The organism is Microvirga lotononidis (genome assembly GCF_034627025.1).
Lineage (GTDB): Bacteria > Pseudomonadota > Alphaproteobacteria > Rhizobiales > Beijerinckiaceae > Microvirga > Microvirga lotononidis.
The window spans coordinates 859563-872030 of sequence record NZ_CP141048.1 but is presented as its reverse complement, the minus strand read 5'-3'; the positions used below and the strand labels follow the sequence as shown (position 1 = coordinate 872030).

General features: G+C 66.1%; 13 protein-coding genes. 3 read left to right on the top strand and 10 right to left on the bottom strand.

Annotated features, from left to right (window positions below; translation table 11 throughout):
• The first annotated feature begins 88 nt into the window (after positions 1-88).
• Positions 89-1372, top strand: a complete 1284-nt coding sequence (locus U0023_RS04070) for a penicillin-binding protein activator (RefSeq protein ID WP_009763613.1) — start codon at positions 89-91, stop codon at positions 1370-1372.
• A gap of 143 nt (positions 1373-1515) precedes the next feature.
• On the opposite strand, the gene U0023_RS04065 is transcribed toward U0023_RS04070, so the two are convergent.
• The 4 genes from U0023_RS04065 to U0023_RS04050 are packed head-to-tail and all read right to left on the bottom strand — an operon-like array spanning position 1516 to position 4679.
• Positions 1516-2025 (bottom strand): OsmC family protein, encoded by a 510-nt coding sequence (locus U0023_RS04065; RefSeq protein WP_009763614.1) that lies wholly within the window; start codon positions 2023-2025, stop codon positions 1516-1518.
• A gap of 19 nt (positions 2026-2044) precedes the next feature.
• Entirely contained in the window at positions 2045-2833 is a 789-nt protein-coding gene (locus U0023_RS04060; protein ID WP_009763615.1) for an ABC transporter ATP-binding protein, read from the bottom strand.
• Positions 2833-3687: an ABC transporter permease gene (locus U0023_RS04055; protein WP_009763616.1), complete on the bottom strand. Its 855-nt coding sequence runs from the start codon at positions 3685-3687 to the stop codon at positions 2833-2835. The genes U0023_RS04060 and U0023_RS04055 overlap by 1 nt, the downstream gene beginning before the upstream one ends.
• Before the next feature lie 23 nt (positions 3688-3710).
• Positions 3711-4679, bottom strand: coding sequence for an aliphatic sulfonate ABC transporter substrate-binding protein (locus U0023_RS04050; protein WP_009763617.1), 969 nt, complete (start codon positions 4677-4679; stop codon positions 3711-3713).
• Positions 4680-4929: 250 nt separating this feature from the next.
• Here U0023_RS04050 and U0023_RS04045 point away from each other — a divergent pair, with 250 nt between their 5' ends.
• Both U0023_RS04045 and grpE read left to right on the top strand, forming a co-directional pair.
• The gene (locus tag U0023_RS04045) at positions 4930-7680 is read left to right on the top strand and encodes a [protein-PII] uridylyltransferase (protein WP_009763618.1); all 2751 of its coding nucleotides are present in this window, start codon (positions 4930-4932) and stop codon (positions 7678-7680) included.
• Between the two features lie 65 nt (positions 7681-7745).
• The gene (gene grpE, locus U0023_RS04040; RefSeq protein WP_009763619.1) at positions 7746-8363 is read left to right on the top strand and encodes a nucleotide exchange factor GrpE; all 618 of its coding nucleotides are present in this window, start codon (positions 7746-7748) and stop codon (positions 8361-8363) included.
• A gap of 120 nt (positions 8364-8483) precedes the next feature.
• Here grpE and U0023_RS04035 read toward each other — a convergent pair whose 3' ends face one another.
• From U0023_RS04035 to U0023_RS04010, 6 genes are all read right to left on the bottom strand, one after another.
• Positions 8484-9422, bottom strand: coding sequence for a hypothetical protein (locus U0023_RS04035; RefSeq protein ID WP_009763620.1), 939 nt, complete (start codon positions 9420-9422; stop codon positions 8484-8486).
• A 47-nt stretch (positions 9423-9469) separates the two neighbouring features.
• Positions 9470-10090, bottom strand: coding sequence for an alpha-ketoglutarate-dependent dioxygenase AlkB family protein (locus U0023_RS04030; protein ID WP_009763621.1), 621 nt, complete (start codon positions 10088-10090; stop codon positions 9470-9472).
• Between the two features lie 183 nt (positions 10091-10273).
• Positions 10274-10894, bottom strand: a complete 621-nt coding sequence (locus U0023_RS04025) for a 2,3-bisphosphoglycerate-dependent phosphoglycerate mutase (protein ID WP_009763622.1) — start codon at positions 10892-10894, stop codon at positions 10274-10276.
• A gap of 39 nt (positions 10895-10933) precedes the next feature.
• Positions 10934-11740 (bottom strand): 4-hydroxy-tetrahydrodipicolinate reductase, encoded by an 807-nt coding sequence (gene dapB / locus U0023_RS04020; protein WP_040639042.1) that lies wholly within the window; start codon positions 11738-11740, stop codon positions 10934-10936.
• Positions 11741-11857: 117 nt separating this feature from the next.
• Positions 11858-12160, bottom strand: coding sequence for a DUF1330 domain-containing protein (locus U0023_RS04015; RefSeq protein ID WP_009763624.1), 303 nt, complete (start codon positions 12158-12160; stop codon positions 11858-11860).
• A 4-nt stretch (positions 12161-12164) separates the two neighbouring features.
• A complete protein-coding gene (locus U0023_RS04010; RefSeq protein ID WP_009763625.1) occupies positions 12165-12452 on the bottom strand; it encodes a DUF1330 domain-containing protein in 288 nt (95 codons plus the stop codon).
• Between the last annotated feature and the right edge of the window lie 16 nt (positions 12453-12468).

Below are 12468 nucleotides of genomic sequence, written 5' to 3'. Positions count from 1 at the left end.
TCAATCCATCAACCGGCATTGGAAACAATGTTTACCTTTTGCTGCCACGCTTTGCTCCTCGCTTGAGCTGTTTCCAAAGGGGGTGGAGATGGCGCGCTTCATCGAACGGGCAGCCGGTCCTTCCAGCCGCGCCGCCTGGGCTTTCGTTCTCTCCACATCGCTGGTGTTGTCCGGATGTGTCGGGTCCGGCAGCCGGACCTCGTCCCGCAAGCCGGCCCGGCCTGTCGCCGCCAAGCCGTCCGAACCTGTCTACGCGGCCGACCTCGCGGCGGGCGGCGTCCCCGCGTCGGGCGTTTCGCCGGCGCCCGGACAGGAAGGGACGACCATCGGCCGGGGCCCCGTCAGGGTCGCGCTGATCCTGCCCATGTCGGAACCGGGCCAGGGGGCCATCGTGGCGCAGAGCATGCGCAACGCCGCGGAACTGGCCCTTGAAGAATTCCAGGGCTCCGATCTCACTCTGCTCGTGAAGGACGATGCCGGCACACCGGAGGGCGCGCAGACGGCGGCGCAGCAGGCTTTGGGCGAGGGCGCCGAACTCATCCTCGGTCCGCTTTACGCAGGCTCCGTGCAGGCGGCGGGACAGGCGGCCCGTCAGCGCGGAAAAGCCGTCATCGGATTCTCGACGGATGCGAGCGTCGCCAGCCAGGGCGTCTATCTTCTCAGCTTCATGGTGCAGGAGGAGGTCGACCGTATCGTATCCTTCGCCGCCAGCCAGGGACGCCGCTCGATCGCGGCTCTGATCCCGGACACGCAATATGGCCGCGTGGCCGCGTCGCGGCTGCAGCAGGCGGCGGCCCGGCAGGGCCTCCGCATCGCGACGCTCGACTATTATCCGCCGGGCCGGCCTCATGACGCCGTGCGGCGGATGGCGCCCATCGTCGCCGGCGCCGCGCCGCAGGCCGATGCGCTGTTCATGCCGGAGAACGGCGATGGCCTGCCGGCCATCTCCCAGGCGCTGCAGATGGAAGGCTTCGATCCGTTGCGGGTTAAGCCGCTCGGCACGGGCTTGTGGGACGAGCCTCGCGTAGCTGCTCTCCCGGCTCTGCAAGGGGGCTGGTTCGCGGCCCCCGATAAACGTGGTTTCACGGCTTTCGCCGAGCGGTATCGCGCGCGGTTCAATGTCGATCCGATCCGGCTGGCGACCCTGTCCTACGACGCCGTGACGCTCGCCGCCGCGCTTGCCAGGATGCAGGGTGCTCAGGCCTTCACCGATGCCATGCTGACGAGCCCGGCCGGCTTCGCGGGTGCCGACGGCGTGTTCCGCTTCAACCCGGACGGCACCAACGAGCGTGGATTGACCGTGCAGGAAATCCGCGGCGGCACCGCGATCGCAATCAGCGGCGCGCCGCGAACTCTGGTGGCTGGGAATTGACATGATTTTGCAACCCGCCACATCATCACCGGCCTTGTGCCGGTGATCCCGATTGGAAAACACAGCGCTTCACAGCATCGAGATGGCCGGCACAAGGCCGGCCATGACGGGGAGGCGCACTTTGTCGATGGGAACAGCCAGCCTTATGTCCGCGCGAGCGTAGCGCTCAGTTCGGGCTTGTTGTTGAGGGTCTGGAAGACGACGCAATAGCGCTCGGTGAGCTTGAGCAGCTGGTCGATCTTCTCCTGAGGCGCGTCCGTGTCGACCTCGAAGGACAGGCGGATATTCTTGAAGCCGACCGGTGCCGTCTTGTCGACCCCGAGCGTGCCACGGAAATCGAGATCGCCTTCGGCCTTCACCGACCCATGGCGCAGATCGATTTCGAGAGCGGTCGCCACCGCCTTCAGCGTCACGCCCGCGCAGGCGACGAGGGCTTCGAGGAGCATGTCGCCCGAGCACAGTTCGGCGCCGGAGCCGCCGGTGGCCGGATGGAGGCCCGCAATGGCCAGCGCGCGGCCGGTCTCGACCTTGCAGGCGATGTGCTGGTCGTCGAGCGTACCCTGGGCCTTCAGAGTGATCACGGCCTTGTCGGGATCGTTGCGGTATTGATCCTTCAACGGCGCCTGAAGGGCGCGAAGGGCGGTCGCATCCATGATGAAGTCCTTTTCGTTCCTACCACCACAACGCAGCGGCCTGACGGTCGCGTTCACGCTGGGGCTGCGATTGCGGTGCTTTGAGGGAATGGTCCAAGGCCGTCAAGATGCGGCGCACGGAAGTCTCGAAGGGAAGGCCCGCCTTGTCGCGCGGCCGCGCAAGCGTCAGCGGCAATTCGTCGAAGATTCGGCCGGGCTTCGGCTGCATCACGACGGCCCGATCGGCGAGCGTCACCGCTTCCTGCACGTCGTGGGTCACGAGCACGACGGTCGGGCGCGTCTCTTCCCAAAGCCCAAGCAGATGATCGTGCAGGCTCGCGCGGGTAAAGGCATCGAGCGCCGAGAAGGGCTCGTCGAGGAGCAGCACCTTCGGGTTCGTCACGAAGGCGCGGGCGATGGAGACGCGCTGCTGTTGCCCGCCTGACAAGTCGCGCGGCCAACGGTCGGCGTGTTCGGCCAGGCCGATCTTGTCCAGGGCGTGCGCGACGCGCGCCTTCTTCTCGGCGGCAGTCAGTCCGTCGAGCCCGAAGGCGATGTTGTCGGCCACCGACAGCCAGGGCAAAAGGCGTGGCTCCTGGAACACGATGCCGACGGCCGGATGAGGGCCCGAGAGGACTTCGTCGTCGAGACTGATCCGGCCGGCGCTCGCCGGGTCGAGACCCGCGACGAGACGCAGCAACGTGGTCTTGCCGCAGCCCGAGCCGCCGATCAGCGAGACGATCTCGCCTTCCTGCACGACGAGATTGATGTCGGACAGCGCGCGCGTACCGTCGGCATAGGTCTTGGAAAGATGTTCGAGGTTCAGCATCACAGCCTCTCCCGCACGGTGTCCTGCCAGCGCACGAGCGGCTTGGTGCCGGCGACGAGCAGGCTGTCGGCGATCTTGCCGAGGAGCGCGAAGGCGATGATGGCCGCGAGGATCTGGTCGGGCTTGCCCATCTGCTGGCCGTCGACGAGCAGATAGCCGAGGCCTTCCGATGCGCCCATGAATTCCGCCGCGACCACGAACATGAAGCCGAGGCCGAGGCCCGAGCGGAGCGCGATCACGGCTTCGGGCAGGACCGCCGGCAGCAGGATGCGGCGCGCCAGCTGCACGCGCGAGAGGCGGAACACATGACCGACTTCCACGAGCTTGCGGTCGACGGACAGGATGGCGCCGGCGATGCCAAGATAAACCGGGAAGAACACGCCAACGGCGATCAACGCGACTTTCGAGGCCTCGAAGATGCCGAGCCACAGAATGAAGAGCGGCACCCAGGCGATGGACGGAATCGCACGCAGGGCCTGCAGGGTCGGGTCGAGCAGCTGGCGGATGGTCTTGCTCGAGCCGGAAAGTGCGCCGAGCACGATCCCCGCGGCGGCCCCGATCACGAAGCCGACGAGAACGCGCCACAGCGTCATCCAGGTGTGGGTCCACAATTCGCCGCTCTGGGCCAAGCCCCAGAGCGTCGCGAGAATGCGGCTCGGCGGGGGAACGAGGCGTCCCTGCGCGAGGCCGAGACGAACGGCGCCTTCCCAAAGGACAGCGACCGCGATGGGCAAGAAAAAGCCGAGAAGGATGCGCCAGTCGAAGGCGCGTCGCTTCTCGGCGGAGGTTGGGGCCGCGAGAGCGGCGGCACCCTCATGGGAGGACCAGGCTTGGCTTGCAGCGTTGCCTGTCACGGCGCTCTCCCGCGATGAAGTCATCAGCGCGACGCAGTGGCGAAGCGGCGGTCGATGAGGGAATCGACGGCGGCCTGCACGTTCGTGTCGGCGGGGATCACGCCGGCCTGCTGCAGGGCAAGACCCGCGGCAAGGATCGTATCGACCTGAGGCTGGCCGATGTTGGAATGGGTCAGCTCCGTGCGCTCGAGCTGGCGTTCGATCACCGCGTCGGACAGCTTGGTGTAGGTGACGAGGGTCTTCTTCAGCTCGTCCTTGTTGGCGAGCGCATATTTGCGGGCTTCCTCATAGGCCTTGAGCACGCGCTGCACGAGAGCAGGATTGTCCTTGGCGAACGACTCGGAGACGTTCAGTACGCCCCAGGTGTTGGCGCCGGCGTTGCGGTAGAAGAGCTGGGCGCCGCTTTCCACTTCGGCCGCCGCCATCAGCGGGTCGAGGCCGGCCCAGGCATCCACGTCGCCGCGCTCGAGCGCAGTGCGGCCATCCGGATGCTGGAGCAGAACGAGCTTCACGTCCTTCTCGGTGAGCTTGGCTTCCTGCAAGGCGCGCACGAGGAAGATGTGCGGATCGGTGCCGCGGGTCACGGCGACACGCTTGCCCTTCAGGTCCTCGACCTTCGTGATGCCCGTATCCTTGCGGGTGACGAGGGCGGTCCATTCGGGCCGGGAATAGACGTAGATCGACTTGATCGGGTTGCCGTTGATCTTGCCGATCAGGGCGGCTGCGCCGGCTGTGGAGCCGAAATCGATCGACCCGGCATTGAGGAATTCGAGCGCCTTGTTGGAGCCGAGCGACTGCACCCAGCGCACGCTGATGCCGTCCTTCTCCAGCTCCTTCTCGAGGAAGCCCTTGTCCTTCAGAACGAGGCTGACCGGGTTGTAGGTGGCATAGTCGATGCGGATTTCCTTCACCTGCGCGGAAGCGACGGTGGCGAAGGAGGCAAGGCCTGTGGCGAGGGAGGCGGCGATCAGGAGGCGGCGCGTCAGGCTCATCGTGTTCTTCCCATGTTTTGCGCATGGGAGCTTCTTCGAGGCACCCGGCGCTTTAGCTGCACTTGTTTCGCGCCCGCAATCTGCATGCTCAAATCGGCGCGTGTCCGGTTTATAGAACTCGTCGTTTTTTATGTCAAACGTTATCTCTTATAAAGAACAAACTATCCGTTCGGTCGGATAGTTCCAGCCCTCCCTTTGGCGGAGGCCTTTCAGGTGTTAAGTCAGACACGTCCCCGTATGCGGTTGCCCCATGACCCTTCACACCCCCAAGAGCATCCTGAAAACCCTCGGCGGCGAGTCGATCCGCGATGCGGCGGAGCTGCGCGCCAGGCTCGTGCCCGAGTTGAGGAGGCTGCTCGACGAAGGTCACGAGGAGGCTCAGGCCAAGCTCCAGGAGAGCCAGAACGGGTTCATCTGCGCCCGTTATCTCTGCGAGCGGATGGATGAGCTGGTGCGCATCGTCCACGATGCCGTGGTCCAGCATCTCTATCCAGCGGCCAATCCTTCAGCGGGGGAGCGCCTCGCCGTGGTGGCGACCGGCGGATACGGGCGGGGAACCCTGGCGCCGGGCTCGGACGTCGATCTCCTGTTCCTGCTGCCGTACAAGCAGACCGCCTGGAGCGAGAGCGTCGTCGAGGCGATGCTGTACGTGTTCTGGGACCTGAAGCTGAAGGTCGGGCACGCGACCCGCTCGGTCGAGGAATGTCTGCGCGAGGCCCATGCGGACATGACGATCCGCACATCCCTGCTCGAAGCCCGTTTCCTCTTCGGCGACCGGGAACTCTTCGACAACCTGGAAAAGCGCTTCGATCAGGAGATCGTCGCGACATCGGCGGCGGAATTTGTCGATGCCAAGCTCAAGGAACGCGATGCCCGCGTGACCAAGGCCGGCGCGTCGCGCTACCTCGTCGAGCCGAACGTCAAGGACGGGAAGGGGGGCCTGCGCGATCTCAACACGCTCTTCTGGATCGCCAAATACGTCTACCGGGTGAAGGAGCCCAAGGAACTGGTGAAGGCCAGGCTCTTCACGCAGGCTGAGTTCAATCTCTTCTCGCGCTGCGAGGAATTCCTGTGGCGCGTGCGCTGCCACATGCACTTCGCCACCGGCCGCGCCGAGGAGCGCCTGACCTTCGACCTGCAGCGCACCATCGCGGAGCGGATCGGCTTCGCGCCGCGCGGCGGCCTGTCGGCGGTCGAACGCTTCATGAAGGCCTATTTCCTCATCGCCAAGGACGTGGGCGATCTCACGGCGATCGTCTGCGCGGAGCTGGAGGCGCGCCAGACCAAGCGCCGCCCCATGCTCGACCGGATGTTCGGCCGCTTCCGCCGCCGCAGCGGCGGCGCGCTGGTGAGCGAAGGCTTCATCATCGACAACAACCGCCTCAACGTGGAGAACGAGGAGGCCTTCGAGCGCGATCCGGTCAACCTGATCCGCCTCTTCTGGCTGGCCGACCGCCGCAACCTCGCCATTCATCCCGACGCGACGCGCCTTGCGACCCGCTCGCTCAGGCTCATCGGGCACAACCTGCGCACCGACCCCGAGGCCAACAAGCTGTTCCTGGAGATCATCACCTCCAAGAACGCCCCCGAGGTGGTGCTGCGGCGCATGAACGAGGCGGGCGTGCTGGGGCGCTTCGTTCCCGATTTCGGCCGCATCGTCGCGATGATGCAGTTCAACATGTATCACCATTACACGGTGGACGAGCACCTGATCCGCTCAGTGGGCGTGCTCACCGAGATCGAGGCGGGACAGCTCGGCAGCGAGCATCCGCTCGCCAATCAGATCTTTCCCTCCATCCGCAACCGCCGCGCCCTCTACGTGGCGGTGTTCCTGCACGACATCGCCAAGGGCCGGCCGGAGGATCATTCCGAGGCCGGAGCCGTGATCGCCCGCAAGCTCGGGCCGCGCTTCGGGCTTACCGAGGCGGAGACCGAGACGGTGGCGTGGCTGGTCGAGCACCATCTTCTCATGTCGAACACGGCCCAGAGCCGCGACCTGTCGGATCCCGCCACCATCAAGAGCTTCGCCGAGGTGGTGCAGACCATGGAGCGCCTGAAGCTGCTCCTCGTGCTCACCATCGCGGACATCAAGGCGGTGGGTCCGGGCACCTGGACCGGCTGGAAGGGGCAGCTCCTGCGCAACCTCTACCAGGAGACGGAGGTGATCCTCGGAGGCGGCGCGGTGGACCTCGCCCGGTCGGAGCGCGTCCGCCTGGCGCAGGAGCGGCTGCGTTCCGAACTGCCCGACTGGACCGATGCGGAGTTCGAGGCCTTCGCCGCGCGGCATACGCCTGGATACTGGCTGAAGACTGACGAGACCCGGCGGGCCAAGCAGGCAAGGCTCCTGCGCGAGGCCGAAAAGGGCGGGCGCACGGTGACCACGGCTTATGAGACGGACCAGTTCCGGGGCGTGACGGAGCTGACGATCCTGTCGCCAGACCATCCGCGCCTGCTCGCCATCGTGACAGGCGCCTGTGCGGCGGCGGGCGGCAACATCGTGGACGCGCAGATCTTCACCACCACGGACGGCATGGCGCTGGACACCATCGTGCTCTCCCGCGCCTTCGACCGGGACGAGGACGAGCTGCGCCGGGCCGAGCGGGTCGCCAAGGCCATCGAACGGGCCCTGAAGGGAGAGGTGAAGATCGCCGACCTCGTGGACGGCAAGCGCCCGGCCAAGGAACGCTCCAAGGCGTTCCACGTGCCGCCGGAGGTCAATATCGACAATTCCCTGTCGAGCCGCCAGACGGTGATCGAGATTTCAGGCCTCGACCGGCCGGGCCTGCTCTACGACCTCACGACGGCCCTGGGGAAGCTCAACCTGAACATCGCCTCGGCCCACATCGTCACCTTTGGCGAGAAGGCCGTGGACGTGTTCTACGTCACCGACCTGACGGGCACGAAGATCACCCATGCGGGGCGCCAGGCCACCATCACCCGCACCCTGCTCGAGGTGTTCAAGGCCGAGGAATCGGAGCCTCTCCACAGGCGAAGCGCTTGATTTGTGGGGCCAGGGACCTGATATGTGGCCCGAACCTTTCTTTCTCCCACCTTAGTTGATCGACCATGAATCCGAACGACACGGAAAACCACAATGCGGCCCCCCAGGCCGAGCCCGCCACTGACGCCGCTGCCGAAGCGGCTTCCGCGCCCGAGGCCGATCCGATTACCGTTCTCGAGGCCGAGAAGGCGGACCTGAAGGACAAGCTTCTGCGCCTGATGGCCGACATGGAGAACCTGCGCCGCCGCACGGAACGCGAGGTGGCGGACGCTCGCACCTACGCGGTGGCGAACTTCGCCCGCGACATGCTCAACGTGGCCGACAACATCCACCGGGCCATCGAAAGCGTCCCGGACGAGGCCCGCAGCACCGCCGAGGGCGCCTTCAAGGGCCTCATCGAGGGGATCGACCTCACCGAGCGCGACCTCCTGAAGACCCTCGAGCGCCACGGCGTCAAGAAACTCGACCCGCAGGGCCAGAAGTTCGACCCCAACGTGCATCAGGCCATGTTCGAGATCCCCAATGCGGAGGTCCCGAACGGCACGGTCCTGCAGGTGGTCCAGTCCGGCTACGTCATCGGCGAGCGCGTCCTGCGCCCGGCCCTGGTCGGCGTTTCCAAGGGCGGCCCGAAGGCATCCGCCAACGGGGCCGAGACGACGGACAATTCCTCGACGGCTCAGTAAACGGAGCCACGCCCCGGTTTTCGGGCGGAGCGGTAGCCGTTTCGCCCGAAAATGCCGTAAGCGGACATCCGTGATGGCCCTCCCGCGAGGCTGGTCCCTGCCGACCTTCCCGAAGCGGGGTTAGAGACTCATATCGACCCCGTCGATGATCGTCCGGAAGCGGGGCAGGTTCTGGTCCCGCTGCTCAACCCGGGTGAGGCCGATCATGCGCACGTATCGGTCGGACTCGAAGCGGATCGTCTGCATCACCACGATCGGCTGGCCGGATTCGGCTTCCACGGCCGTGGCGACGATCTCGTGCCAGTCCTGACCCTTGAACCGGAAGGACTCGGACCGCTCGATCTTGATGTCCTTGAGGATCTGGTTGGAATTCAGGGCCGCGCGAGCAAACTGGCTGCGCCGATCCTGCGGCGGAATGGGCACGTTCAGAGAGGCGGCCACGATGACCATCGGCTGCTCCACCGCCTTGATCGTGTCCTGTGGGCCGTCCGTGAACAGGGCCGAATTGCCGGAGATCACCCGCACCGGTCGGAAACCGGCCTTGTCGCCGAGGCGGAAGGGCAGGGCGGATACCTGCTCGTCGACGGAAACCGGGCCGCGCAGGGCGATGCTCTTCAGAGCGTCCCGCATCTGCGTCTCGCTGTAGCCGTCCTGGCCGCCGCGGACCTGGGCGATCACGAGGGCGGTGAGATCCTCGTCCTTGACGGCCATCACCCATTTGCGGCCCTGCACGGGCCCTGCCATGGTGCCGCCGATGAGCACGCCCGTCCGGGTGCCGAGCTTCAGGCTCTCCCGGGAGGTCTCACTCATGCCCTGACGCTTCAGGGCCTCCTTGGTGAGCCCATTCACCAGCTGTCCGTAGGCGGCCGCGGGCATCTCCACGAAGTTGATGGCGGCGGCCTTCTCCTCGCTCTCGAAGCCGCTGAAGCGCTTCGAGACCAGCATGTCCTCAGGGGGCACGATGCCGATCCGCGAGGCGGGCGGGAAAACCGGCTCGGCCGCGAGAGCGACGGGAGCCGTCAGGATGAGGGCCAGAGCGGCGGCTGCAAAACCTTTCATGGATGCCTCTTCAAAAGGAAAATTGCAGGTCATTACATCGTCGAAAGCTAAAGCGGCTTTCCCACCTTGCGCAAGGTGAGATTGAGCCGCCCGCCCTGCGGCAGCAGGTCCGAGCTTCCCTCAATCAGCCGGTCGATCCCATGATAGATCAGCCGTGCGGGCCCGCCGAACACGATTGCGTCACCGGAACGCAGCCTGATGGACTTCGTCGGATCCTTCCGCTCCAGGCCGCCGTAGCGGAACAGCGCCGTGTCTCCGAGGGAAAGCGACACGACGGGCGCGGCGAACTCCTCCTCGTCCTTGTCCTGGTGCAGGCCCATCCGGGCCGTGGGCTCGTAGAAGTTGATCAGGCAGGCATCGGGCGGGTGCGGATACGCGCTCAGCTCCTCCCACGACCGCAGCACCTGGTCCGGCATGGCGGGCCACGGGCGGCGGGTTTCAGGATGCACCGGCTGATAGCGATAACCCTCCACGTCCGACACCCAGCCGAGCGGCCCGCAATTGGTCATGCGAACGGAGAAAGGCTTTCCCGTGCGCGGCATGCGTGGGGTGAACAGAGGGGCCTCACGTGTGATCTCCCGCAGGGATTGGAGCAGCCGCTCCTGGGCCGGGCGGTCGAGATAGTCGGGGTAGTAGGTGAGGCCGGGGGCGAGGGTGATGGAGGTCATCTTCTATCCTGACACATGCCACCGTCGTCATCACCGCCCCGGACTTGATCCGGGGATCGGTGCCGATGATCTCGATTGGAAGAGCGCCGAGCCTCACCGACGCGGGATGGCCGGGACTGATCCCCGGATCAAGTCCGGGGACGGCCATGACGTAGAGGGTGTGATCCCTAGCGGAGCGTGTCTCTACCCCTCCAGCACTTTCTTGCTGGCCACGGTCGTGTCGTCGTTGAGGTCATAGACCAGCGGAATGCCCGTCGCGAGTTCGAGGCTCGGGATGGTCTCGGAGGTCAGGCCGTCGAGCACCATCACGAGGGCGCGGAGCGAATTGCCATGGGCGGCAACCAGCACGCGCTCGCCGCGCATGACGCGGGGCAGGATCTCGCGGATGTAGTAGGGCAGGACGCGGGCGACCGTGTCCTTCAGGCTCTCGCCGCCGGGAGGGGGAACGTCATAGGAGCGGCGCCAGATATGGACCTGCTCCTCGCCCCAGCGGGCGCGGGCGTCGTCCTTGTTGAGGCCGGAGAGATCGCCGTAGTCGCGCTCGTTCAGGGCCTGGCTCGCAATGGTTTTCAGGTTGGGCTGGCCGATCTCTTCCAGGATCAGCTTGCAGGTGGCTTGAGCCCGAGACAGGTCCGACGTGAAGGCGATGTCGAACTGGACACCCATCTCCTTCAGGCGACGGCCGGCATTCCGCGCCTCCTCGATGCCGAGTTCGGTCAGCCCCGGATCCTTCCAGCCGGTGAACAGGTTCTTGAGGTTCCATTCGCTCTGGCCGTGGCGTGCAAGGACGAGAAGGCGGTTCATGTCTTGGCGTCTCCGGTAATAACGGGGTGTTGGCGTGTTTTAGAGCTGATCGAGGCCAAGGACATTGGCCATGGTGTAATAGCCGGGCTTCTTGTCGAAGCCCCAGAGCGCGGCCCTCACGGCGCCGCGGGCGAAGATGCTGCGGTCCTCGGCCCGGTGCGACAGTTCCAGGCGCTCGCCGGCGCCCGCGAAGATCACCGAATGCTCGCCGACCACCGTTCCGCCGCGCAGGGTGGCAAAGCCGATATCGCCCGGATTGCGGGCTCCCGTGTGGCCGTCGCGGCTGCGCACGGAGCGTTCCTTCAGCGAGATCTTGCGTCCCTCCGCCGCCGCCTCTCCGAGGAGGAGGGCGGTGCCCGACGGCGCATCCACCTTCATGCGGTGGTGCATTTCGAGGATTTCGATGTCGAAGTCCTCGCCCAGCGTCGCCGCGACCTTGCGCACGAGGCCCGCGAGCAGGTTGACCCCGAGCGACATGTTGCCGGACTGGATGATGCGCGCATGGCGGGCGGCCGCCTCGAGCTTGGTGAAATCGGCCTCCTGCAGGCCGGTGGTTCCGATCACGTGGACGATGCGCGCCTGGGCGGCCAGCGCGGCGAAAGCCGTGGTGGCGGCGGGCGCGGTGAAATCGAGCACGCCGTCGGCCTGAGCGAAGACGGCGAGTGGATCGTCGGTCACGTCCACGTCGAGAAGCCCGGTCCCGGCGAGCAATCCGGCATCCTGCCCGAGCGCGGGGGAGCCTTCCCGCTCGATGGCGCCGACGAGGGTGCAGCCCTCCGTCTCGGCCACGGCCTTGATGAGCATGCGCCCCATGCGTCCGCTGGCACCCACCACGACCAGTCGCATCTCGCTCATGCCGCTCTCCTGTTTTCCGGGCTCAGGGTATAGCCGCTTCGGATGGGGCTGAGAAGCGGCGTGCATTCTTTCCCTCTCCCGCAGAGGGGAGAGGGGAGGTTGCGCATCTCAACCCGGCTGCGCGCCTTCGTATCCCTCGATGATGATGATGTCGGCAACCGCGTGGCCGTCGCGATGCGCCTTGGCCGCCTGGTACTCGGGCGAGTCCCAGCACTCCAGGGCCGCCTGATAGCTCGGAAACTCGATCACCACGTTCCGGGCGCGTGCCTCTCCCTCGGCCACCCGGTACGCGCCGCCGCGCACCAGGAAGCGCGCGCCGTACTTGGCGAACGGGACCGCATTGGCCTTCACGTAGTTCTGGTAGGCGTCGGGGTTCGAGACGTCGACGCGGCCGATCCAATAGCCTTTCATGGCTTCAGGCTCCTTCCACCAGAACGAATTCCGCCACGCAGGCGCCTTCGCGCTTGGCCTTGGCCGCCTGATATTCCGGCGAATGATAATAGGTCCGGGCCTGCTCGACCGAGTCGAACTCGATCACAACGTTGCGGGGCCGGGCATCGCCCTCCAGCGCCTCGTAGGCGCCGCCGCGCACGAGCGGCCGGCCGCCATACTGGCGAATCGCCTCCGTGGCGCCCTTGGCGTATTCCGCGTAGGCTTCGGGGTTCGTGACGGTCACGCGGGCAATGACATAGCCTTTGGGCATGGGGCGCTCCTCTCGA